Consider the following 22,650-nt stretch of genomic DNA (forward strand, 5'->3'; position numbering starts at 1 on the left):
CATCGCCCTTCGGGACATGTGGACAAGCCATGGATAACAAAAAGACGTTATCCACCGCTTGACCACACTCGATGGCTTCGCGCCCACATACCCACAGGCTCAATAACAGGTGTTTCATTAACTGCTATTGTGGTTGACTCGTGTGCTACGCACCCTCGTCAACGAAAGAAAGTAGAATTAAAGTTATATCTTAAATTAAACGGATCGCTGTCTTGACAATGGGGTCCACTGTAGTCCTTCAATAGCAAAGCGGCCTTCGGCAAAGTCATTATTAAGAAATAATTGTTCCAGGTATTCACTGTGCATTTTATAGGGCATGCGCGTTGCATCGGCATTCCAGGCAAGTAGCGCTATCATCCCTCTTTGGGTGCCGTGCATGTAATCCTGAACCATTTTGGACCAAATAAGGTCATAGGAGCGAAGCATTTGGAAGCTTCCTGCCATTTGTTTTGTATCCAGGTATCCTTGTTCCCACATCATACTTTTAAGAAAAGATACTTCGCTTTTAGTGATGAAAAGGAGTAATTCTCCGGCCTCAGTAAAATCACCTTGTGCTGCCAGAAGGGTTAAACTTTTAAGCCGATTGTCGCCATTTTTTGCCATCGCAGCTGCGGTTATCATCGCCAGAGTTCCACCTAGGCAATATCCCATTAAATGAATTTTGGTGTCAGGAATTGCTGCTGAAACTACATCAATTGCCGCCATAGCTCCCATTCTATAGTAATTATCCAATCCAAGATTTCTATCTTCTCCTCCTGGGTTTAGCCAAGAGACTATAAAGACGGTATGTCCTTGTTGAACAAGCCAGTTAATTAAGGAATTTTCAGGTAGAAGGTCAAGGATATAATATTTCATGATCCAGGCGGGTAGCATTAATATAGGCTCTTTATATACTTTTTTTGTTTGTGCTTCATATTGAATCAGTTCTATCAAATGGTTTTTAAAAATCACCTTCCCTTTAGTTACCGCAACATGTTCACCTGGAATAAAATTTTCAACACCTTCAGGAGGAGATCCAGTAATTTTTTCAACAAAATCCTGTATTGCCAGCTCTGTTCCTCGAATTAGATTTTGCCCATTTGAACGAATGGTTTCCTGAAATAAATCAGGATTAGTTAAAACAAAATTGGATGGGGATAACGCATCAAGAACTTGTCGCATACGAAAAGCTACAGTTCGTTTTACCGGAATGGGTAATCCAGGTACTTTGGTTGCAGCTTGCAGACACCAGTCTTCAAATTGGAGAAATTGCTCTGCCCATAAACGCCAGGGGTACATGCTCCAGCTTTCAGTATGAAAGCGGACATCTTCTCCATCGCCCGGTTTTTCATGATGTATCAGATTAGAAAGATACTCTTCTGCATGTAATAGCGGATAAGATGCAAGCCTTGTCAATGTTCCGGGTGATTGGAGAAGTTGTGACATCCATGAGAAATAGGACGCTCCTAAAGCTGCGGGACTCACTCCTGCAGTAATTTTTCCCAGATTAGCCTGATATAATTTATCCATAAATCGAAACAGGCTATCTGATTCTATTTCTATTGGTTCACTTTTTTTCTGCATGGAATCAATAAGGGGTTCTTTACTACGTGTAGTTGGGGAAGAAGTTTTATTTTTTTCAACAGGGTTGTGTTTATTTTTTTTCATATTCTACATCCTGTAGTTATTTATAAAAAATAGTATAGCAGTAAACGCTCCAAGTATACCTTGTCTTTTAGTCATAACATGACAATATCACAAGAAGGTTGATAAGAGGGGCTGTTGAAGCGAGCCTAAACGCTCAAGCCTTGGCTTACTCGCAGCGTCCATAAAAATTTTACATTAACAGAAGATCCAACTATCTCTTAGGGCGTAAAACCTTCAATCAATAAATCAATAGCACAAAAAATCAATAGCACAAAGTATATAAAAAAAGTTGGTTGTGCTAAAATTTTACTAATTTATTAACAGGTTAATAAACTCAATGGAGTTAGATTAAGGGACTAAATGCTTTGGATTAAACCAGATAAACTACAAACGAAAGCTGAGGAAATTGGCAATGCTACAACTCATGCTCTGGGGGGCCTACTGAGTTTGGTTGCTATTCCGTTACTTATATTCTTTGCCAGAAATCAGCATGACCTCTTAAAATTGATTTCGAGCCTGGTTTTTGGAAGTACTTTGTTGCTGATGTATGTCAGTTCTACTTTATATCACAGCGTTAAAGATCCAAAGCTGAAACATTTATTTCGTATCGTGGATCATGCGTCAATTTTTCTTCTGATTGCAGGTAGTTATACCCCTTTTATGTTAGTCACCCTTAAGGGACCTTGGGGATGGGCTATGTTTACTATTGTTTGGTCCCTGGCGTTTTCTGGAGTAGTATTTAAGATATTTTTTGTTCACAAATTTGAACTTCTATCAACAGCAATTTATCTTTTGATGGGATGGATGTCTTTGGTTGTAGTAAAGCCTATTTACGAGTTACTACCTGCAGGTGGATTGGCATGTATTGCCGCCGGCGGACTGTGTTACACTATCGGCGTTATTTTTTACGTATGGGAAAGATTGAAATTTAGCCATCTGCTTTGGCATTTATTTGTTTTAGCAGGTAGTATTTTCCATTTTTTTGCTGTGTTATTTTATGTGATTACTGTCTAACGAAATTCAGCACATGAGTCCACCGGGTAGATTCGGTTAAATTAAATTTTAGCCAAAATTAACAGCATAGACCCTTAATTAGGATTTATTTATCCTCTTTAAGGATAATAATTCAGACTTATTCTCTATTGGAGATTGTGATGCAAAAATATTTAATCAACACAACTGTTGCCGGTGTTTTGCTATTATTGGCTGGTTGTCAAACTGGGACTGGATTATTTAGTTCTTATCCTTCTTACCCATCCTATTCTTCTCAAATGAATTTGGCCCAGTCAGTTCAAGAGGCCTTAATGCGTAACGAAGATCCGTTGATAGCTCGAGTCCAGGTTGCAACGAATCAAAACCTGGTTATCTTAAGCGGATATGTTAAAAAAATTCGCCAAAGTGATGTGGCTGAGCAAATTGCTCGTCAAGTTGCAGGCCCACAAAATGTGCAAAATAACATCATTGTACGTCAATAATTTAAACCTGAATTCAGCAATTTTGGTTCGTAGTAGATCACTGCTGAATCCAGGCTAGTATCATTAATAGTGTGGCATACACTTGAAACTATTTGGCCTTAGTGGTTTTAGTAGTCCTGGTGCTTTTAGGTGTTTTTATTTCTACGGACTCTACCTTTGTACAGCAGGAACAAGCACAACGGTTGAATAAATTATACAGCCACGCAACTACGGCGCCACTTATAAATGCATCCATAAACCCGATGATCCCACCCAGAATACTGCCTTTTATTGAAGGAGCATAACCTATATACAAAACGCCCATGGCCTCAACAAAGGGTTTTCCGTAGCTATGAAAGTAAGCTATTAATCCTAATATTAATACAGATAAACCCCACATCACTCCTAAAGAAAGCCCCAATCCAACAGGACTTAATCTGCAACCTTTCATACTATCTCCTTATAAGAATTTACACATTTATTATAGTTCATTCAAACACTAAGAAAAAAATAAATCTCAAACATTTGCTCTACCACATCTTATAGTGACATATAAATCAAAGTTTAGGTATCGGGGAATTTTTACATTTACTGTCCAGTTTATAGAGAATAAACCTGATGGTCCTATTTTTGAATATAAAGTAAATAAACCATTTAATTTTAAACAAAGATGAAATAAAAAAAGATTCTTCATGCTGCAATTACAAAATCAGATATGGGTGAAGAGAGCAGTGATATGGGTCCGCATGTCTGGAACAAAATTAAGGAAAAATAAGAGCTATTCATCCATCATTTATAGTTAAAAATTCACTCAAATTAACCTATTTAAACCTACTCAATACCGTATGAATAGTGATTGCTACTACGAATTGTCTTAGGTCATTTTACCACAACTCTATCAGAATGACTTATCCACAAGTCCACAGGTCAGGAGAGCTTCACTTTCTCGTATAGGCCTGTGGGCCTTGTGGGTAAGTCATGACGCTCTCATTTAGGGTTTATGGTCTTTTCCGGCCATAATACACCTCTGCGGGCGTTAAATAATTAAAGGACTGGTGAAGCCTTCGGTTATTATAATACTCAAAATACTCCGTTAAGGCCAGCTCAACCTCTTCAATTGTATCAAAATCATACCGGTAGATTTTTTCTTGCTTAACACTACGCCACAATCGCTCGATAAATATATTATCTAAATAACGTCCTCGCCCATCCATGCTGATAGAAATGTGGTGAGATTTTAGCGTATTTATCCAATCTTTTGAGGTAAATTGAGAACCCTGATCCGTGTTAAAGATCTCACAACGCGAATGCAGCAAAGCGTTTCTAAGCGCCTCAATACAAAATTCAGCCTCCATAGTAGGTGAAATAGCCCATCCAATCACATAACGACTATACCAGTCCATAATAGCTACTAAATACACATGCTTTCCTTTCATGCGGATGTAGGTGATATCTGCGGCCCAAACCTGATTTGGTTTGGTGATATCCACCTCTTTTAATAAATAAGGGAACACCTCATGCTCCTTATTGGGAACGCTTGTATTTGGCTTTGGGTAAACAGTCGATAACCCCATCATTTCCATCAACTTTTTTACTCGACGTTTACCAACAGGATAGCCTACTTCTTTTGACAGCCATCTTGCCCGCTTAATTTTACCTTCACATGGATACTGCAGATAGTGCTCATCAAGTAGCGCCATAAGCGCTTCATCTTCGACAGAAATGGGCTTGGCACTATAATAATAACTTGAAACAGGCAAGTCTAATAGCAAGCATTGTTCACGAATGGTGAGCTCGGCAAGAGGATCAATCATGACGCGCTTTTCATCCAGACTAAAGTTCATGCTTTTTTTTTAGCCAAGATAGCTGCGCTTGAAGTCGACCAATTTCTTGATATAATGCCTCAACAAGCTGCTCTTGGGACTTGGCTTCTTTTTCATTAGCCCCAGAGAATAAATCGTTAATGGCTTTGATGGCCGATTGCTTCCAAGTTTTTACCTGCGTTGCGTGAACACCGTATTCACTGGTAATTTGCGCTTGTGTGAGTTTCCCCTCAATCGCAGCTAGCGTTATTTTTGCCTTCTTGGCCGCCGTATAATAAGCTCGCTTTTTAGACATTTTATTCTCCTCTTTGTATTAAGAAGAATAGCTCTTAAAAAACCTTTTTTTGTGTCCAGAAAACCGCGCCTATATTATCATGCAAGTGGCGATGGAGCTTGTTTGTTTAATGCTCTTGCTATAGGTCTTGGCATGGAGATATTAAGCGGAAGACTTGATGCCCAAAAAAATGCTCCGGGATATCAAAGATTACTTGATGAATTTGCCCGTCATCACCCTAATTTTTTGCCAAAAACCTGGCAAAATCTAAAACAATGGTTTGCCTTTTACAATAACTCCGAGGATATGGAGCTCATTTTCGCCCCAGTATTGTTTCGCGTGAATCAACACTATACTGCTGATTTGGATGAACAAATCTTAGAGGAATTGACTAATCTCGTCTGGAAAAATAAAACTCAAATTGAACTGGGAACCGCTTGGCATCAACTGATTAATTCACCATTAAACTCATTTTCAAAAATTGATAATTTGCCGCTACAACAGAGAAAGGAATTACTAAATCAGTTAAAAGAAATTCTTAAAAGATATACCGGAGACTCAAGTAGAACTGATATTAAAGAATTTTTAGTACAGAACGCCAAAGAACTTTTAGCCACTTTAAAAGTAAAAATTAGTAGCGATCCAAACCCATTTCAAAGACAGTATAATTGTATCCTGTCAGAATCGCCGGGTAAGTGTCTGCCACTGAGCCCGGACTAATCCGAGCCGCGCGCGTCAGCAAGCGGAATTATCTCGAGATGCTTATGTGGTGCATGGAACCTGCCGCACTTTAAGTAAGATTAATTCAGCCAATGATGGCATTTCAAATTTTTTAGTCACCCTATCGTAAATATACTGATAAACGTTAACTTTCAGTTTTCTGGCCGTCTGTACAATCGTGGCAAACGTATCCTTTGATTTGGTGCCATTTTGGGAGACCGTTTGGAGATTGATGTCGCGTATCCTTGCTTGAAACCGTGTCCCTAATTCAGAGGCATTGTTGTGCAATGGCAGAAATGGATGGTCTAACACCAATAATAACGCTTGTTTTTTAGCACGTGTCTTTGCAATGCGTTGATCTAAAACATCATAGCCTGTCGTGGTTGCGAACAAAGTATCAAATTGCATTGATAGTTGTTGGGCCATTGATTGAGATGGAGCCGTCTTGTAAGTCAATAATGCATGGTAGAAATCCCATAATTGCTCAAGAAATACAGCCAATATATTCTGATTCATATCTGAGAATGGAGTGAGTTTTTTATAATGACGACCTTCATGGATCCAGCACAGCGCATGATGTAGGGCCAATTTATTAAACTGAGGCGCATCATCTGTCATTAAATAATGGATGAAGTATTTCGAGTGCTGATAATAGGCAAGAGCTGCTGACTCAAGAATTATGCGTCGATTCGTGCTGTGTTTTTTTGGATTTGGAAAAAGTGTTCCCATCAAACTATCGATTGATTCACGTGTGAGGGGTTGTGCATGCAGCATTGGTTTAATTTGATCCAACCATTTTTTTGCGAGACCAAACTCATCCATTAACTCATAAGCCTCCTGATTAAACATAAACTTTAATTGGTCTCGACACAGCAACTCCAATAAGGTCAAGCGATCTTTTTTACGACGAGTGAAGTATGCTGTAAAAAAGTCATTACATAAAACATGGGTGTAGTGATTTTTGCCGTTAACACGACTGCCTGTGTCATCCATCTGCTGGTACAAGCCTGCGTTGCTACCGGCATCGACAATATCTTCTTTTTCCTGATGAAAAATATCATTGCCTTCTGTCAGCATGGAAGCAATTTTACCATGTGATATTTGAATACCACATGTTTTTAAAAAGCGCTCAATGGCGCTCTCCGTCATCCCTGCATCACGGTATAATGTGATGACCAGCGCTTTAACCCCAGGACCAAATTCACTGCCCTTATATTCGCCAGGAATCGGCGCAATAAAGGTTTTTTTCAAAGATGGTGAGTAATACGTTTCCAGCTTGAATTCAACATTATCCGTGATGATTTTTAGATCCTGGATGATTCGAATCTCAAAACCCTTGAACTTGGCGTCATCTGGCAGCGTTGCTTTGTCCAGAGCAATCGTAACACGTCTATCAATACGTACGTTTTTTTTGTCTTTGCCTGTGTTTTTATTGTTCCCTTTACCACGTTTATTGCGATCTCCTTCAGATGAATGATTGGAATTGCCTGTATTATCGCCATTGCTACCTTTGGATTGACCGCGAATATTAGGTTTGCCCTGTTCACCCTTAAGGCGGTTTATCTCATCACGTAATACTTGGTTTTCCTCTCTGAGCAAAGCATTTTCTTCGGCAAGCATTTCGACCAAATTAACCAATACCTTAATGATAGTCACGGCCTTTTTGTCGGCAAGACTATCGATATCTTTTGTTAACTCATCTAAAACTTGTTTGATTTCTTGGCGTTTCATCATCTACCACTGCGTTACTAATGCTGATACGGCAATCATAACATGACTTTTTTTGAACGCATTTTTCGAGTTTTAACGCCACTAAGGGCTAAGAAAAAATCTGACCTCAGGAGGGAGATGTTTTATTAGTGAAAGGGGCTACATTGTGATCTTGGGGATCTTAGGGCATGCATATTGCATGACTTACGTTTGATATGGAAAAACATCAGTTTTACAGAAAAACCGTGTCAATAGGTATTTTGAATATTTTTAAAGAATTCCGCTTGCTGACGCGCGCGGCTCGGATTAATCCGGACTCAGTGGCAGACACTTACCCGGCGATTCTGACAGGATACGTATAATTGTAACGAATTAAAACAGATGGCGGCTTCCCTGAATATAAAATTAGTGGAAAATCAACTGAAATCCCCTTCCGATGCCAGAACAATAATTTCCTTGCAAAAAAAACGAGAGCATTGGAATGTATCTTATGACGATGAAAATGCTTGTTATGTAAATCAGACCGATCGAAAACTTAAAATGACCCTTTACCAGGCATTTCAAGGGGAAATATCTGTTCCAACCCCTACCCAGGATGAAATAGAGACTTTAACGAAACCACGTATCCTGATTAGAAATCAAATTATCGATAACCCGGGTAAGGGCAATTGTGGCTTTTATGCTTTTGCTATTGGTTTAATTCATATAATTCAAGAGGAAAGTACTTATAAAAATAAAACAATGTTTGAACGATGGCTTGCATTGGACTCATCTCTTCTTAATCGATATGACGCTCTACGTGATTTTAAATTCGACCATCCTGATATTGCGTTATTAAATCATTTACAATCTTCGTTAAGATTAATAACCCACCATGGTCAGCTGGAAGAATTAAAAAGTGCGTGCACAGATCCCGCAAATGATTACCAGGTATTAGTTGGAAATAGCACTTATATTAAATTTGCCGAGTTTTATTATGATCGGGCTGTCGACAGACGTTTCAATGAGTTTGCAGCTTCGTCAGAAATTGGATCGGCTTTTAAGAAATTTAAGCTTGAGGTGATCCCTAACTACGAGCATTTGACCCTGGTGCCGCTATTTCTGTCTTTAATCTATGGAACGGATGTGAATCCTAAATCGATCACTTTAGAAACAAATCCAAGCGATCAATCACCAGTAATTTCTGCAATGGGAAGCATCACTCAAGATTATTTTTGGGGAACTCACCATGATTTAAACTTTTTAGCGAATATTTTTAAAGTTAATTTTCATCCTTTAGAAAATGGAGTAGCTCGTTTTCCATTTACAGATCTTGATGATCGTCCAATCATTACGATTAATAATAAAAATAATATTCATTGGACGACTCAAATTACTTTTGCCAAGCAAACATCAGGTTTTTCTTTCATAGAATGTGGCGTTTCATTAGAAAAGCAATCTTTGATTAATAATGCGCCCCTGGCTACACTAGCTAAGAAAAAAAAGAATACAAAAAAGGGTGCTATAGAAGGGGGCAGTCTTGGTGAACTTCAATTGGCCTCAGCTTTAACCCCTGCAATTAATCATCCCTTATCTTCTGCGCCAGAGAGGGTTGATGTTTTGGCTAAATCTCAAAAGAGGAATGTAAGGTTTCACCTTTCTCCTTCTCAATTGAACGATCAAAGAAAACATCACATGGGATTACTGGATTATGAGTTGGGCAAGACCTCTAAAAAAACAGTAAAACCAGCTGAGGATACAAAACAGTTTGAGTTCTTACGAGGGGTGGTTTCGCAAGCGACCATAGATTACACTGAGTACAGTGAGGGTATATGGTTTTCTCTGTTTCATCGACACGGAAACACAGGGAGAGTCAGAGCCAGGAATTTTCACGACAACCTTTTAGCCACTGAAAACCTTACTGATGCCAAAGCAAATTTAATTCGCTTTTTATCTGATGAGACTAATGGGAACACTCACCCCCATTCGTTTCGAACAATGCTGTTGCAAAAACTTCAGAGAGAACCGAAAACACTACAATATACATCAGAGCATTTTGATGAAATGCTCGAAGAATTAGCTGCGGTTTTATGCATGACTACAGATATCCTAATACTTCAACGTTAATGGTTTTCTCAAAAAGCAATTTCATGCAATACCCTTACTACTCTTTTTTTACAGATGAGCCTTTCTGTAACAAAACAGTCAGTACTGGAGGTACTAAAGAGATAAACACAACACCATAAATCACTAGAGTAAAATGTTGCTTTATTATAGGCAGCGAACCTAAAAAATAACCAAGGCTCAAGAGACTACCAACCCATAATAAGGCACTGATTAAATTATATAAGGAGAAATGGAGCAACTCCATTTTTCCAATACCGGCTATAAAGGGCGCAAAAGTACGTATTACAGGAATAAATCGTGCAAAAATTAGAGTTTTTCCACCATGCTTTTCATAAAAAGCATGAGTTTCCTCCATGTGTTTTGGATTAAAAAGCCTGGATTTTTTTTGGGTAAACATACGGGGGCCTATTTTTTTACCAACCCAGTAATTGACTTGATTGCCTAAAATTGAAGCCAGCAGAAGTAATGCAAACAAAATTAAAATTTGCAATGAATTACCAGGTTGCGCTGCAATGCTCCCCGCTGCAAAAAGTAACGAATCTCCAGGTAAGAAAGGAGTCACAATGAGTCCCGTTTCGCAGAAAATAACTGCAAATAAAACAAAATAGGTAAAAATACCATATTGTGAAACGAAACTGTTTAAGTAAACATCTATATGCAGAATCATATCGAGAAGGTGGTGTAAATAATGCATTGTACCTCTGTTAATCTTTTATGCTCGAACCCGTTTCAATATTTGATACTAAGCACGCTGGTAAATTAGTTATTATTAACGAATTCTATTAATAAGTCTAAATAAAATAAAAAAACATGGAAAAAAATCCATACAAAATATACAATTAATATACAAATCACGATGAGCGATAGTAAGTTAATCATTATAATGAATCAGGGAGGATGCAAATGAGAATCTGGCAATCAATAATAATGGGGCTTGTTCTCTCCTTATCAATCAACAATGCTAACGCTCTCGGGACAATTTTAACTAATTTTATTCAATTAGTCAGGGCTGTTGAAAATGGTGATGATGTTAAAGCCATTATACGTTTTGATAATTGTGACCTGAGGGATGAATTTTTTTCGAGTCAATTTCAGGGACAAATAAGAAGAAGACTAGAAGGGGCTTCCACTCGATTTAATTTTACAAAATATTTTCATTCTAAAGAAAGAATTAACGAGCAACTAAGAGATACAGTAACTACTTCCATGACAAATCACATAGATCTACCTTTAGGAACAGGTGAATTATGGACTGTATTCGGGCGTTTAAGCGTGTTCGACGATAATACGGCAAACCTCCATGTTGGTTTGTTTGATCCCCAGCATAAAAACCGCCTCAATATTGAGTGGGACTGTGACATAAGTAATGGCAGAGATGACAACGGGTTAGTGTTGTTTGATTTTCCCTAGCACAGCATCATGACACAATGCTATTGTGGTCTGGTGTTGCAGAATAACCAATTGCTTTACTTCCACGTCTCGCGACTTGTTCCAGAGAGTTGCTCAGCAAATTTAATCATAACTCATTGAGTAATTTGTTAATTTAGTGGCAAAAGAACTGCAGCCACCAAAGTGATTATTACGGTTAATGGTCCAACTTAGTACCATAGAGTCTATCACCTGCATCTCCCAAACCGGGAATGATGTACCCTTTATCATTCAATTCTGTATCTATTGCGGCAGTATAAATAGTAATATCCGGGTGTTCTTCGTGAAATGAAGAGACCCCTTCCGGGGAGGCAAGTAAACAGAGAAATTTAATGGATTTGGGATTCATTGCCTTGATTTCATTAACCGCTGCTATGGCCGAATTGCCAGTTGCCAACATGGGGTCCACTACAATGACATCTCGATCTTGAGTGTGTTCTGGTAATTTAAAATAATATTCAACAGGTTCTAATGTTTTAGGATCCCGGTACAGGCCAATATGACCTATTCGTGCGGTGGGAACCAATTGCAACATGCCATCAACCAGACCATTCCCCGCGCGCAATATAGAAACAAAAACCATTTTTTTCCCCTTTAATACTGGAGACATCATGGTGGACAGAGGGGTTTCAATTTCTTCATATTCAACTTCTAAATCACGGGTTACTTCGTAAGCAAGTAGCATACTGACTTCGTGCATTAAGGCGCGAAATTTAACTGTGCTTGTAGACTTTTTGCGCATAATGGTTAGTTTGTGTTTTATTAAAGGGTGGTTGATGACAACGGTTTGTGGTTTATCCATTATAATTCCTTATTAAAAGACAGTTCCATCACTAATAATCTGGATGGGGGGAGTTCCTTGTGCTCGATTTTTTTTTGCAATTCTTCGTCCAGCTTCCCAGGTACCACCTTGCAAAATTTTAGCCAAGGGGAGTGTGGTCTCGTCCTGGTCAAGTTGCTTTCTGATTAATTCGGCAAGTTCATCAAGAAGGGATACAGTTAATGCCCGCCATTCGATTATGGCCTCAGAGCCTGGATCCTGCGGTTGTAATAAAAGATTTTTATTTTTTATCTGTAATAATTCTGTATCGATCAGCAACCCCCCATTCCTGTATTCAGGCAATCCCGTTAGCTTATCCAAGTCAGTTACAGCAATTCCTGTTTTCTCAAGCGGTTCAATTAAAGAATAGGATAACCATTGCGATAATTTGTGAAAAGGGATGTATTCAGAGCCAGGAGTATTTGTTTTTAAAGCGTTATGAATCCATACATCGCCTAATGAAACATTCTGAAATAACAATCTCACCGGCCATACATTACTAAAGCCATTTAATACTGCTTGGAAAATTTGGCTTATTGAAATAGTGTTTCTCGTTTTTAAGGTGGTGATGTAAGAATAGAAATCACCCAGGCGACCCTGGGTACCGAAATATTGGGAATTTTGGTTGATGGTGCTGCCTAATCGGTTAAGTAATGTGACACGCCCTTGGACTCCCTCAAGAGGATTGGTTGGCGTTACTTGAAATCCATTTAGCAAATCTTTTTCATTGAATTGAAGCAATTGTTGGGCATCAACACGCAGCGGTTCTTTTGGATTATTACTAAAACTGCCATTTTGGTAAAGAGCTAAACTGGCAAGAGCCAGTCCTTCGGAGCGGCTGTATTCTTTTTTGGTCTCTTGATCGATATAACGCCATGATGAGCCAGCACCCGCATCCAGAAAAACACTGATAATAATCAGTTCATAAAGGATTTTTCCTCGCTCTTCCGGGCTTAAGTGAGTCAGTTTTTCTTGCAGATTTTTTATTCTATCAATCTTCCCAACTTCGAAATGTCGCCATCGGCTGTGATAGGGAATATTGAGATCAGGGTATTGATCTTTAATCACATCAATAACAAAAGAAGCAGTAGCGGTCATTTTTTCTGGATCGATGGTAAAGTGCTCCAGACGATCTTGCTTTGCCAGATTTAAAATACGATGTGCTTGTAAACGAATTGTCGCGGGATCGCGAAGCTTGGTGATTATCTGGTTTGCTTGCTGTTCTTCGTTATTCATGAAGACCCCGTCCTTTGGGTTGAGCCAACTCGTTAATGTCCAGGATGCCATCAGGGGAATAGTAACCTGCTGCGCGTTTGGCATCCATCTCCACCTTGGCATCTTGAGGAATTAGTTCATCCGGAATTTTGACTCGTTCTCCTACATCGATTCCTGACTTCTGTAAGGATTCAAATTTCATATTAGACATGGAAACAAATCGATGAATTTTGGAAATTCCCAGCCAGTGGAGTACATCAGACATTAATTCTTGAAAGCGCATGTCCTGAACTCCAGCAACACACTCCGTTCTTTCAAAATATTTCGCAGCAGTATCGCCGCCTTGTTGTCTTTTACGCGCATTATAAACCAGGAATTTAGTGACCTCGCCTAAGGCTCTTCCTTCTTTACGATTATATACAATCAGGCCAGCCCCGCCTCTCTGCGCTGATTCGATACACAGTTCAATTCCGTGGGCGAGATAAGGCCTGCAAGTACAGATATCAGAACCAAAAACATCTGACCCGTTGCATTCATCATGAATTCGGCACGTTAATTCGATTTTGGGGTCGTGAATGGTGGTTATATCACCAAAAAAATAAGCAGTTAATCCGCCTATAGGGGGTAAAAAAACGTCCAAATCGCTGCGGGTGACTAATTCGGGGAACATACCACCGGTTTGTTCAAACAATGTTCGTCTTAATAAGGACTCTGAAACTTCAAATCGTTCTGCAATACCTGGTAAATACCATACCGGCTCTATTGCTGCTTTGGTTACTACTACATCTCCAGACTCACTCAGAATTTTACCATCGGGTTTTAATCGTCCCTTCTGCATCGCGGTATGTAATTCAGGAATATTAATATGAGCCCTGGTAACGGCTATAGTAGGTCTAATATCATACCCTTGATTTATTTCATCCTGGAACACCTCCGCTACAAGATGTCCCCAGGGATCAAGGGAAACTATCTTACCTGATTCACTCCATTGTTTGTGAGGGCCTAATGCTATTGGTGGAGTAGTGTTCGTTAAATCAGGTACGTGTTCGGGATCAAGAACTCCTGCAGCCACTGCAAGAGCGCGATAAACAGAGTATGAACCAGAATGAGTACCTATCGCATTACGGTTTTTAATATTAGTAAGAGACGCTAAAACTGGTCCACGTTCTTTAGGATTGGCTTCCCCCCATTTAATTTTTAAAGGTGCGGCTGTATGGCCGGCAGGGTGGGAGGATAAAATAATGTGTCCTTTGGATTTTTTCTTTAGATCATCTGGTGTCATAGTACTAATCCCTTTATTTTCATGAACATGGAGTACTTTAATTCCAGGCTCTTAACTTTATCATAGCAGATGTAGATGTTGGGTAGAAGACGGTCAGGACAGGTGTTTTGCAAGATGGGTTTATCAACAGGTCGTGATTTGCTTATATTTTTTATATTTAAAAATGATAATTGAATTGGGTTTTTAATCTGGTTATGATGCATGCAATAGTTACGTTATTTTCCAGGAAAATCCATAATGACTACTTTGTTGGCGTGTTTGCTTATTGCAATTATCTTACCTTACCTGGTTAAACTGCCTGTAGGGTACGCAATGCAGAAAGCAAAAGGAGGTTATGACAATAACCATCCACGTGAACAACAAGCCACTTTGACCGGATTTGGCGCTCGGGCAGTTGCTGCTCATCAAAATTGTTTTGAATCGCTGGCTGTATTTTCTACTGCAGTGTTGACTGCTTTGGTAACGCACCATGTTTCTCTATCCATCCAGACTCTGGCTGTTATTTATATTATTTCACGTTTTATTTATGTTTTTTTATATTTAATAAACCTGGCTGCGTTAAGATCAATTATTTGGTTTATTGGGGTTATCTGTTGTCTTTCAATTATGTTTTTATGTCTTTCCTAGTTCTTGATTAAGTTACCAATTTTATTTTTGCAGCATTGAGTTTTTGGGAGGGAACCAACGAGTGAACTCTTTTTTATCAGGATTAGGAAAACCCAATTTTGAGATAGGTAATGCGCCAGGTTACACCCTTTTATGCATCACACCAAGAAACAGCTCTGAATTTAAAAAAGTGTGCAACCAAGCCTGAAGGTGTCTATATTCACTGTCCTCAAACCATTGCTTATCCACCATGTAAAACTGTCTGATGAACGGAACAAGTGCGATGTCAGCAAAACTGATACGGTTAGCGAGTAAGTAACCGTTATTCTTCAACAATAAATTTAATTGTTCAAGGTATGTTTTGGCTTTTTCTCTGTAGTAAAAGGGATCTTTTTTCTCTGATTTTTGTGGGTACTTATAATGATCCAGAAGGGGTTTAAACGTGATGTCATTTAAGTAAATTAATTCATTACCCTTATCTTTAAATTCTGTACTCAACCAACCGTCAGGATCAAATTGACTTAATGCCCAAATGACAATATCCATGCTTTGTTCAATGACACGACCATCCTCAAACAATAGGACTGGTACAGTACCTTTAGACGATGCTGCAAGTAATTCCGGAGGCTTATTTTTAAGGTCAACCTCGTGCTGATTCACCTCAATCCTGGCATAGGTTAATGCCATTCTGGCTCTGATGGCATACGGACATCGCCTGAACGTATACAGTATTGGATAATCCATAAATTTTAAACCGTTTTGTTGTTAAAACAAGAGGGTATAATCAGCCACCCTCTCTCTAATTCTCAATTGATCTTCAGTGATCATAGTGCAAAAGACTAATCAATGACAATTGAGATGAGTTATTTAAATTTATCGATTATTTACCTGTTGGCGAAACCCCCGAGTTCTTGTTGAACGTAGATTCTGAACTGAAGCCTCAAAGATTCAATTAAAAGAGCAGGGGATGACAGCTGGAGCGTCATATTGATATCAAAATGCTGATTTATTGATTTTTTTGAGCGAACCGATGAAAAAAATAACCCTTAATATATCCTTAATAATAATCAATTAAAATGCATTATAATTTATTTGATTGAGGTGATAATGCCATTTCCTAACGATAAAATTACTGATTTTAAAAATAAAATAAAAAAAAATATTAACTTGTTAGATAACTTGAATCCAGATAATAACACCGATGCTCTAGTTAAATTTGAAAATCAACTCAGTTTGAATGAGCTGAAAAATTGCTTGGATTCATCTTCCGACCCTGACGAATTGGGGAAAAGCCTGGAGATTTTTCTGGCAAAGCGTTGGGAAAGGATCGCTAATTCATCTGCCTGTTACACGCAACAGCCAGTAAATGAAGTCAACTTGTTGTGTCTTGAGTTGGCAAACATCCTCTCTCCTCTCCCGGCGGATCGAGAAGATTATAATAATCTAGAGTTCGGCATAGGGCCTTATTTTTTAATGATGCCCAGTTTAAAAGTACATCAAACCGTTTCATACGAAAATATTCACCAATTAAAATTACATGAGTTTGTTTTGTCAGATAATGGCGAACTCTATATTCCTGTAGTCTCCTGCCTGGATCGCGCTTTTATCAGTGATACAGGGGAAATGACTCATCTCATGATGGTTCCCGGGTCAGGTGCATTTTTACCTCCGCCATTAACATCAACCGAATTGGCGCGGGTTACGGGGCATTCTGAGGAAGTTATAGAATATTATAATTTAATAAAGAAATACAACCAGAGAAGACTTCATGATTCTAATTTAGGCAATGAATTATCAAAATTAGCCCAGGCTCTACTCGCTGGAGGTATGCATCAGAGAGGGCAGGATACAAATGCCGGAGTTGCAGCAAATCTGGGTATATTCGAATTTACGGAGTTCTGGAAAGACTATCCTGAAGAGGAAAAGAAATGGGCTTTAGCACATTACCAAAATCCTTCATTGGAGGATATTCTGGGACGTTTAATGCGACCTGCTGATACGGACTATTTGAGCGTAAGCTATTGTGTCGAGCTTATCGCAAATAACTATATTGGTCCCCTGGTAGAGCAAATTCAGCAAGAGGAAACTGAACTCCAGGAGCTTAAACACCAAGTTAATGCTCAACAAACAAATGTTGAGATGGCGATGCAATCAACTGCTTATCCCGCACTCATCCAATACATCACAGCGAAAAAACCCAGGATTATTCGTGAAATTTTTGAGCTAAGAGAGCAAAAAGATGCAATTTTTGCGCACACCCCTTGTCCCAGTGCGTTGCTTTATGCGCTAGAATACGAACCTCTAACTTTGCCTCAATATATCGATCTTTTAGATGAAACTGAGAAGTCTCTGCTGATTTCCACTCAATTTGTGAATTCTAAAACCGCGTTAACTATTGCTGCAAGAGCAGGAGGGAAGGAGTCAGTCGCTGCCAGCCAAGGAAGCGAGGAACGAGCGAGGCTGGTAGTCCCTGGTAGCCTTAGAGCCGGATGTTTTGCCGCAGGCAAAATATAAGGCATCCGAAAAGGCGTCAGTCATTGGGGTAGCGTTGTTTTTGAACCCCGAATGGGGTGAAAAAACAAGCGGACACAGGACGGCCAGGGCCGCCGGAGGCATACTTGTCGCGTTTGCGAGTCGATTTCAGCCATGGATGGCTAAAATCAATCACGAGCTTAGCGACACTATCGAGCGTTATTACTTGGACTAGGTGCTAATGCAAATGCCGTGGACGATAAGGGTAATACCCCTTTACATTGGTCTGCAGCTAACGGGCATAACGAGGTTGTCACGCTTTTACTAGATAATGGCGCTATTTTAGATTGCACAGGTGCTCATCAGAAGACCCCCCTTCATTATGCCGTGATGCGAGGGCATACTGCTGCTGTGGCCACCCTGCTTGATCGGGGTGCTAGTATAACTGCAACTGCAAAAGTCTACCAACAAACAGGTTACTGGCGCAGGGAGCTAAATGCTATCGACTTAGCAATAGAATATTGTCCGGAATTAATTCCACTATTGCTGTTAAAAGCCATTACCTTGGATGCTGTTCAACAACAATCCTGCTTCGAACTCATAGAAGGTAATAATTCAAATGTCTTGCTGTATGCTGCAAAAAATCATCCATTGCTCTTGGATGATTTAGTCGCTGAATTTAAAAAGCAATCGCCAGATGCAATACAATTGATTTTAGACGCAACAAATCAGAGCGGTAAAACACCATTAATGTTGGCCGCCAAAATAGGGCGCAATAACGCTGTTCGGGATTTACTCGAATTAGGTGCTGATATAACTACCAGAGACTTGAGGGGCGACAATGCGCTTGATATCGCAAGGGAACAACAAAATTCCAAATCAATAGAACTCTTGCTTTTAAAAGCCTATACCTTACTACCTGAGCAACAAAAATTATGTTTAAGCCAGATTGAAAACGGCGCTTATGATAGTGTACTGGTTTATGCAATGTGTGAGCATCCTGAGGCAGTGAATGGCTTATTGCTAAGCAATGGAAGGTTAGAGCAATGCCTTGCTGGGCAGCAGGCAATGGATGATTTCTTTGATATTGACGAGCATATTGACACCTTTAGCAAAAAACTCAAAGAGATGGAACCCAAGGTGAGTAAAAATTATCGTTATGTTCAAGCTGTGCAGTCAACTAAAACTTTAATAAGAGACTTAAAGATAGCAAAAGCCGAGTTTATATTAAATCAAGAAATGAGCCTTGAGAATAAAAAAGCTGTATTCAAGCAGAGATGTCTCGATGCTGCTGAGGATGCTCGCCCTGTTTTAAAAAACCATCGGGAGTTGGGGAAACTGATTGCTTCGCTCACTCTAATAATACTGACTCTTCCTATTTCGTTGCCTCTCCTAGCCTTGGGAATTTTTTCATTGAAAACCAATTCGGCGCAGAAATTAGCTTCATTTAAAGAAGATGTGGATTACCTGAGCACATCAGATAATCTTAATACTATGGGCCAGGGTTAGAAAAAAATAGTGGCACTATTTGCTTTGTAAACCAGCCTATATAGGATTCTTTCCGGGCGTCATTCCTAAAGGCAATGGCGTCTGGTTTGTGGGCCATACTCTTCCAGGAAATGAATCGTTGTTTCCAAATGCAATAAAAAGGGTGACGGTTTCCTGTATGGAACGGTTTCGTTGTAGATAATATTCTATACTGTTTATATTGATTGTCTTGAATTAAGATAAATTTATCTGTATCAATATAAGTGTAAGTGGAGAAATTATGAAGCTACTCCTGGCCCAAATTTTCGATCTCCTGGCAGCGATGCAAGACATTGCGACCGCACAAGGCAAACATTCATTAAGTGAATTACAAATTTCTTCAATGCGCGCAGTCTATCAGCACGTTTTTACCCATGAAGATGAATTGGAATTTTCAATGCTGCCATCAATGACTGCACAGAAATTCCCGCAATGCTTTTCGGAAAAAAATACAGCTGAGTATGTATTACGTTTTTTGGTGGTTACTGCCTTAATGGATGGTGAAATTAATCAGGAAAAAATTCAATCTGTATTGGATTATGCTAAAGCTGCCAACCTTTATCCTCATTATTTATTGCAATTACAAAAAACCCTGGATGGAGATATGCCATGGTTAATAAAAGACATCATGCACAAAAATCTTGAAAGCTTCGATCTTTTTCCTGACCTCCATGATGATAAGGAAATTGATAATTGGCTTTTTCCATATCGAGGTGATAATAAAAATCCAAAGCTTGTGGCGGAATACGAACATTTAAGCACATTACCCAAAGATTCCTTTGGTCATGGTATCTGGAAACAGTTTAAAGACAATCAATATCATTTTCCAGGAGAGGAGGAGGGGGTGAATTATACCTTTGTTATGCCTCATGATTCCCTGCATGTATTAAGTGATTATGACACAACTCCACTTGGCGAGTTATTGGTCTCAACGTTTACCTCAACGATGTTGGAAAAAAAATCAATAGAAGGGCATATTATTCCCGTAATGTATTCTTTCTATTTGGGTATTAAGATAAATGATCTTGCTGGGGCTTCACGTATTAACATGAATCCTTATGCTTTTTGGGAGGCATGGTATCGAGGTTCCCAGATGCAAGTTAACTTATTCTCTTCCAATTGGAGTATTTGGGATGTAGCGGAAATACCTCTTGCCAAATTACGTCAATTATATTGTGTCTTGCCAAAACGCATCAAATAAGTATTTCTTGGTACAAGGTCGCTGCTGATATTATTTAAAAGGATTCTAACGACCAAACCTGATAGGAAGGTACTTCATAAGGATGGGCAAATTTTAATGCGGCAATCACCTCGTCAATGCAGGATTTGTCACAAACAGTTTCTACCTTGTACTCGGCAACTTGTTCTAATTGACATACGTCACCAATGAATGCGTTACTCCCAGCTAATGGCATAAATTGTCCTTCACCGCATACTTGCCAGCAACAATGGCTGTATTGACCCATCCTTCCAGCACCAGCATTAAAAATAGCATGTTTAACGTTCTCCAAATGAGTTTCTGGAACATGAAAACAGAGCTTGTACATATTATTTCCTATAAGAATTAATGGAATCTGGGAAACAGTTATTAGTTATGGCAGTTTGGGATTGGAACCAAAATACTCATTATAGATGTTCAAGTAACTTCCATCCTTTTCCATATCGATCAGGATGTTATTTATTTTATTAATTAATACGGTATTACGTTTAAGAGTAATAACACCATAGCCGCTTCCTATGGGAATTTTACTGCCAATCAGTTTTACTTTTGCTCCACTCATGCCAATCATATATTTAGCTGCATAATGATTTATCAAAATAAGATCTATGGTTTTTGCCACCAGTGCATTTAATAATTCGGCAGGATCGGTGTATTCTATGAATGTATTATTAGCGTTGTATTTACGCAATACCTCTGAATCAGTGAAAATAAATTTAAAATAACCAATCTTTTTTTGATGAATATCACCCACGCTGTTTAAAGAGCCAGATGCCAAGGCTAAAAATTGCCCATGGCTAGCTAAATACGGCAAGCTGAATACATATTTGTCTGATTTTGAAGAGGTAGAAATCGGGCTTGGTGTGAATGTGACATCCATAATACCCTTATCCAGCCCATCAAATTCGCCATTCTTGGGAATTGGCACAAACTCACATTGATCATGAAGCCGCTCACAAATAACATTCATCAGGTCAATTACAAAACCATAATAATGATTGGTAGTATCCGATTTTGATGAAAAAGGTGGAGCAAATTGCAATACTCCTACCTTAAGTGATTCGCTATAAGTAAGCACATTACTTATAAATAACACAAAAAATACTATCAATTTCATGCTTTAAATCCTCCAAAGATATTGAGACTTTATGTGGAACAAGGATAGTTGTCAATTGAAAGAAAAATTTGCTAGATTTATGATTCAGCTTCCTATAAAGGCATATTGATCACTTATGTTTATAAAAAACAGTAGAGAATACTTTAAAAAAATTATCATTATTTTTTGGACATTATGGTGGTTTATTGCCTTATGGACAGATATAGTCGGTGGCCTGGCTCATTATGGTTTGCTTGTAAAAAGTTGGGCACCAGATACCAATTATCCTTTTATACTCAATTCATTAAAAATGTATCCTTTGCCAGAATGGATTCCTCCGTTGCTTTTTATAGGTATCTTGCTTTGGTCTTTACTATCCACTGTTGTTTTTTGCTGGGCTTGTGCCAGTTTGAATAAAAACCCCAAAATATGGATGCATCGGGCTGATATCGCCTTTATTGTTTCACTTGGCTTTTGGCTTGCTTTTTTCCTGGCAGATCAGCTCGTAATGAAATTTGATTTGGAGGAAAATCATATGGTGCAAGGTGGATTCCAGTTATTGACTTATTTAACCCTTTATTTATTACCCTCTGGTAACCAAAGGACTAATCAATAGCCTCTTTTTTCTTGCTTTTTAGGACTTATCCAGCTTTCGTATCAGATGCCGCGAGACGTCCAAAGAGGGGTGATAACATTTATTGCCCCATGTTTTATTTTCGTTTCTCTACCAAACGCAATTTATCCTATACTTCATATGTTAGCTGTATTGTAACAATTTTTAAAAGTGCACATTATTCCATGCAACCAAAGTAATTATTGAACATACAGGGAGTACTAACATGGATACCTCTAAATTCTTAAGCAAGGTTATTGGAATTTATCTGATTATCATCAGTTTAGCTATGTTTGTTAACATCCATCAGTTCACCCAGTATTTTTATAAAATGATTAATGATGTTCCATTGATGTTTGTTGCAGGCTTTTTCACTCTGATTTTGGGGTTATTAATTGTGGTAAGTCACAATATTTGGCAATGGAGCTGGCGGGTGATAATAACCATTATTGGCTGGCTAATTTTGTTAAAAGGAGTGAGCATCATCTTCTTTCCAGAATTCATCGATAGTCTGTCTCTGAGTTTTGTACACCATCTGAGTTTTGCTTATATGAGTGCTGGTTTTGATTTTATTCTTGGCGCACTCCTGACTTACTTGGGATTTAAACGCTCTTAAGATAAATTGACTACCTTAATTTATGTGAAATCATGCTATGAAT

22 protein-coding genes and 1 pseudogene are annotated in these 22,650 nt (G+C 38.8%); 11 read left to right on the top strand and 12 right to left on the bottom strand.

The features are described from left to right. Window positions 1-234: 234 nt before the first annotated feature. A pseudogene (locus HRS36_RS04480) lies at window positions 235-1,563 on the bottom strand (PHA/PHB synthase family protein); the annotation flags it as partial. A gap of 423 nt (window positions 1,564-1,986) precedes the next feature. On the opposite strand from HRS36_RS04480, the gene trhA reads away from it, so the two are divergent. Continuing rightward, window positions 1,987-2,640 (top strand): PAQR family membrane homeostasis protein TrhA, encoded by a 654-nt coding sequence (trhA, locus tag HRS36_RS04485; RefSeq protein WP_173236397.1) that lies wholly within the window; start codon window positions 1,987-1,989, stop codon window positions 2,638-2,640. A gap of 140 nt (window positions 2,641-2,780) precedes the next feature. Next, on the top strand, window positions 2,781-3,101 hold the full coding sequence (locus HRS36_RS04490) for a BON domain-containing protein (RefSeq protein WP_173236398.1): 321 nt from the start codon (window positions 2,781-2,783) through the stop codon (window positions 3,099-3,101). Between the two features lie 88 nt (window positions 3,102-3,189). On the opposite strand, the gene HRS36_RS04495 is transcribed toward HRS36_RS04490, so the two are convergent. The 3 genes from HRS36_RS04495 to HRS36_RS04505 form a co-directional block, all read right to left on the bottom strand. Next, a complete protein-coding gene (locus HRS36_RS04495) occupies window positions 3,190-3,531 on the bottom strand; it encodes a bacteriophage holin (RefSeq protein WP_173236399.1) in 342 nt (113 codons plus the stop codon). 547 nt (window positions 3,532-4,078) lie between these two features. Continuing rightward, on the bottom strand, window positions 4,079-4,924 hold the full coding sequence (locus tag HRS36_RS04500; protein ID WP_173235473.1) for an IS3 family transposase: 846 nt from the start codon (window positions 4,922-4,924) through the stop codon (window positions 4,079-4,081). Further along, entirely contained in the window at window positions 4,914-5,198 is a 285-nt protein-coding gene (locus HRS36_RS04505; RefSeq protein WP_173235475.1) for a transposase, read from the bottom strand. The genes HRS36_RS04500 and HRS36_RS04505 overlap by 11 nt, the downstream gene beginning before the upstream one ends. Window positions 5,199-5,300: 102 nt before the next feature. Here HRS36_RS04505 and HRS36_RS04510 point away from each other — a divergent pair, with 102 nt between their 5' ends. Continuing rightward, window positions 5,301-5,897 carry a hypothetical protein gene (locus tag HRS36_RS04510; RefSeq protein WP_173236400.1) on the top strand — a complete coding sequence of 199 codons (597 nt, stop codon included), beginning with the start codon at window positions 5,301-5,303 and terminating at the stop codon, window positions 5,895-5,897. Window positions 5,898-5,939: 42 nt separating this feature from the next. Here the strand turns inward: HRS36_RS04510 and HRS36_RS04515 are convergent, their stop codons facing one another. Continuing rightward, window positions 5,940-7,631, bottom strand: a complete 1,692-nt coding sequence (locus tag HRS36_RS04515) for an IS66 family transposase (RefSeq protein ID WP_173235423.1) — start codon at window positions 7,629-7,631, stop codon at window positions 5,940-5,942. Window positions 7,632-7,988: 357 nt separating this feature from the next. Between HRS36_RS04515 and HRS36_RS04520 the strand changes: the two genes are divergently transcribed. After that, the gene (locus HRS36_RS04520; RefSeq protein ID WP_173236401.1) at window positions 7,989-9,713 is read left to right on the top strand and encodes a hypothetical protein; all 1,725 of its coding nucleotides are present in this window, start codon (window positions 7,989-7,991) and stop codon (window positions 9,711-9,713) included. Window positions 9,714-9,750: 37 nt separating this feature from the next. Here the strand turns inward: HRS36_RS04520 and HRS36_RS04525 are convergent, their stop codons facing one another. Continuing rightward, window positions 9,751-10,407: a DedA family protein gene (locus HRS36_RS04525; RefSeq protein WP_173236402.1), complete on the bottom strand. Its 657-nt coding sequence runs from the start codon at window positions 10,405-10,407 to the stop codon at window positions 9,751-9,753. A 209-nt stretch (window positions 10,408-10,616) separates the two neighbouring features. Between HRS36_RS04525 and HRS36_RS04530 the strand changes: the two genes are divergently transcribed. Beyond that, window positions 10,617-11,123, top strand: a complete 507-nt coding sequence (locus HRS36_RS04530) for a hypothetical protein (RefSeq protein WP_173236403.1) — start codon at window positions 10,617-10,619, stop codon at window positions 11,121-11,123. A 175-nt stretch (window positions 11,124-11,298) separates the two neighbouring features. On the opposite strand, the gene upp is transcribed toward HRS36_RS04530, so the two are convergent. From upp to HRS36_RS04545, 3 genes are read right to left on the bottom strand one after another with little or no spacing between them, the layout of a single operon-like run. After that, a complete protein-coding gene (gene upp, locus HRS36_RS04535) occupies window positions 11,299-11,943 on the bottom strand; it encodes a uracil phosphoribosyltransferase (protein ID WP_173236404.1) in 645 nt (214 codons plus the stop codon). A 12-nt stretch (window positions 11,944-11,955) separates the two neighbouring features. Next, entirely contained in the window at window positions 11,956-13,197 is a 1,242-nt protein-coding gene (locus HRS36_RS04540; protein WP_173236405.1) for a URC4/urg3 family protein, read from the bottom strand. Then, window positions 13,190-14,458, bottom strand: coding sequence for a GTP cyclohydrolase II (locus tag HRS36_RS04545; protein WP_173236406.1), 1,269 nt, complete (start codon window positions 14,456-14,458; stop codon window positions 13,190-13,192). The genes HRS36_RS04540 and HRS36_RS04545 overlap by 8 nt, the downstream gene beginning before the upstream one ends. A gap of 237 nt (window positions 14,459-14,695) precedes the next feature. Between HRS36_RS04545 and HRS36_RS04550 the strand changes: the two genes are divergently transcribed. Then, complete coding sequence (locus HRS36_RS04550; protein WP_173236407.1) at window positions 14,696-15,085, top strand: MAPEG family protein; 390 nt, start codon at window positions 14,696-14,698, stop codon at window positions 15,083-15,085. 120 nt (window positions 15,086-15,205) lie between these two features. Here the strand turns inward: HRS36_RS04550 and HRS36_RS04555 are convergent, their stop codons facing one another. After that, complete coding sequence (locus tag HRS36_RS04555) at window positions 15,206-15,808, bottom strand: glutathione S-transferase (protein ID WP_173236408.1); 603 nt, start codon at window positions 15,806-15,808, stop codon at window positions 15,206-15,208. A gap of 363 nt (window positions 15,809-16,171) precedes the next feature. Here HRS36_RS04555 and HRS36_RS04560 point away from each other — a divergent pair, with 363 nt between their 5' ends. The 3 genes from HRS36_RS04560 (at window position 16,172) to HRS36_RS04570 (ending at window position 20,264) form a co-directional block, all read left to right on the top strand. Next, window positions 16,172-17,578 carry a hypothetical protein gene (locus tag HRS36_RS04560; RefSeq protein WP_173236409.1) on the top strand — a complete coding sequence of 469 codons (1,407 nt, stop codon included), beginning with the start codon at window positions 16,172-16,174 and terminating at the stop codon, window positions 17,576-17,578. A 210-nt stretch (window positions 17,579-17,788) separates the two neighbouring features. Continuing rightward, window positions 17,789-19,045 (top strand): ankyrin repeat domain-containing protein, encoded by a 1,257-nt coding sequence (locus HRS36_RS04565; RefSeq protein WP_173236410.1) that lies wholly within the window; start codon window positions 17,789-17,791, stop codon window positions 19,043-19,045. Between the two features lie 259 nt (window positions 19,046-19,304). Then, entirely contained in the window at window positions 19,305-20,264 is a 960-nt protein-coding gene (locus HRS36_RS04570; protein ID WP_173236411.1) for a hypothetical protein, read from the top strand. Between the two features lie 34 nt (window positions 20,265-20,298). On the opposite strand, the gene HRS36_RS04575 is transcribed toward HRS36_RS04570, so the two are convergent. Further along, window positions 20,299-20,610 (bottom strand): YqfO family protein, encoded by a 312-nt coding sequence (locus HRS36_RS04575; RefSeq protein ID WP_173236412.1) that lies wholly within the window; start codon window positions 20,608-20,610, stop codon window positions 20,299-20,301. 45 nt (window positions 20,611-20,655) lie between these two features. Further along, window positions 20,656-21,399 (bottom strand): transporter substrate-binding domain-containing protein, encoded by a 744-nt coding sequence (locus HRS36_RS04580; protein ID WP_173236413.1) that lies wholly within the window; start codon window positions 21,397-21,399, stop codon window positions 20,656-20,658. Between the two features lie 115 nt (window positions 21,400-21,514). On the opposite strand from HRS36_RS04580, the gene HRS36_RS04585 reads away from it, so the two are divergent. Beyond that, the gene (locus tag HRS36_RS04585; protein WP_173236414.1) at window positions 21,515-21,994 is read left to right on the top strand and encodes a hypothetical protein; all 480 of its coding nucleotides are present in this window, start codon (window positions 21,515-21,517) and stop codon (window positions 21,992-21,994) included. Window positions 21,995-22,217: 223 nt separating this feature from the next. Further along, window positions 22,218-22,607: a hypothetical protein gene (locus HRS36_RS04590; RefSeq protein WP_173236415.1), complete on the top strand. Its 390-nt coding sequence runs from the start codon at window positions 22,218-22,220 to the stop codon at window positions 22,605-22,607. Window positions 22,608-22,650 lie beyond the last annotated feature (43 nt).

It is taken from the genome of Legionella antarctica (assembly GCF_011764505.1).
GTDB classification, from domain to species: Bacteria; Pseudomonadota; Gammaproteobacteria; order Legionellales; family Legionellaceae; genus Legionella; species Legionella antarctica.

Excerpts from the sequence above, each read along its gene's own strand:
- trhA (WP_173236397.1), top strand. The coding sequence starts at position 1,987 with ATGCTTTGGATTAAACCAGATAAACTACAAACGAAAGCTGAGGAAATT.
- HRS36_RS04490 (WP_173236398.1), top strand. The coding sequence starts at position 2,781 with ATGCAAAAATATTTAATCAACACAACTGTTGCCGGTGTTTTGCTATTA.
- HRS36_RS04495 (WP_173236399.1), bottom strand. The coding sequence starts at position 3,531 with ATGAAAGGTTGCAGATTAAGTCCTGTTGGATTGGGGCTTTCTTTAGGA.
- HRS36_RS04500 (WP_173235473.1), bottom strand. The coding sequence starts at position 4,924 with ATGAACTTTAGTCTGGATGAAAAGCGCGTCATGATTGATCCTCTTGCC.
- HRS36_RS04505 (WP_173235475.1), bottom strand. The coding sequence starts at position 5,198 with ATGTCTAAAAAGCGAGCTTATTATACGGCGGCCAAGAAGGCAAAAATA.
- HRS36_RS04515 (WP_173235423.1), bottom strand. The coding sequence starts at position 7,631 with ATGATGAAACGCCAAGAAATCAAACAAGTTTTAGATGAGTTAACAAAA.
- HRS36_RS04520 (WP_173236401.1), top strand. The coding sequence starts at position 7,989 with ATGGCGGCTTCCCTGAATATAAAATTAGTGGAAAATCAACTGAAATCC.
- HRS36_RS04525 (WP_173236402.1), bottom strand. The coding sequence starts at position 10,407 with ATGCATTATTTACACCACCTTCTCGATATGATTCTGCATATAGATGTT.
- HRS36_RS04530 (WP_173236403.1), top strand. The coding sequence starts at position 10,617 with ATGAGAATCTGGCAATCAATAATAATGGGGCTTGTTCTCTCCTTATCA.
- upp (WP_173236404.1), bottom strand. The coding sequence starts at position 11,943 with ATGGATAAACCACAAACCGTTGTCATCAACCACCCTTTAATAAAACAC.
- HRS36_RS04540 (WP_173236405.1), bottom strand. The coding sequence starts at position 13,197 with ATGAATAACGAAGAACAGCAAGCAAACCAGATAATCACCAAGCTTCGC.
- HRS36_RS04545 (WP_173236406.1), bottom strand. The coding sequence starts at position 14,458 with ATGACACCAGATGATCTAAAGAAAAAATCCAAAGGACACATTATTTTA.
- HRS36_RS04550 (WP_173236407.1), top strand. The coding sequence starts at position 14,696 with ATGACTACTTTGTTGGCGTGTTTGCTTATTGCAATTATCTTACCTTAC.
- HRS36_RS04555 (WP_173236408.1), bottom strand. The coding sequence starts at position 15,808 with ATGGATTATCCAATACTGTATACGTTCAGGCGATGTCCGTATGCCATC.
- HRS36_RS04560 (WP_173236409.1), top strand. The coding sequence starts at position 16,172 with ATGCCATTTCCTAACGATAAAATTACTGATTTTAAAAATAAAATAAAA.
- HRS36_RS04570 (WP_173236411.1), top strand. The coding sequence starts at position 19,305 with ATGAAGCTACTCCTGGCCCAAATTTTCGATCTCCTGGCAGCGATGCAA.
- HRS36_RS04575 (WP_173236412.1), bottom strand. The coding sequence starts at position 20,610 with ATGTACAAGCTCTGTTTTCATGTTCCAGAAACTCATTTGGAGAACGTT.
- HRS36_RS04580 (WP_173236413.1), bottom strand. The coding sequence starts at position 21,399 with ATGAAATTGATAGTATTTTTTGTGTTATTTATAAGTAATGTGCTTACT.
- HRS36_RS04585 (WP_173236414.1), top strand. The coding sequence starts at position 21,515 with ATGTTTATAAAAAACAGTAGAGAATACTTTAAAAAAATTATCATTATT.
- HRS36_RS04590 (WP_173236415.1), top strand. The coding sequence starts at position 22,218 with ATGGATACCTCTAAATTCTTAAGCAAGGTTATTGGAATTTATCTGATT.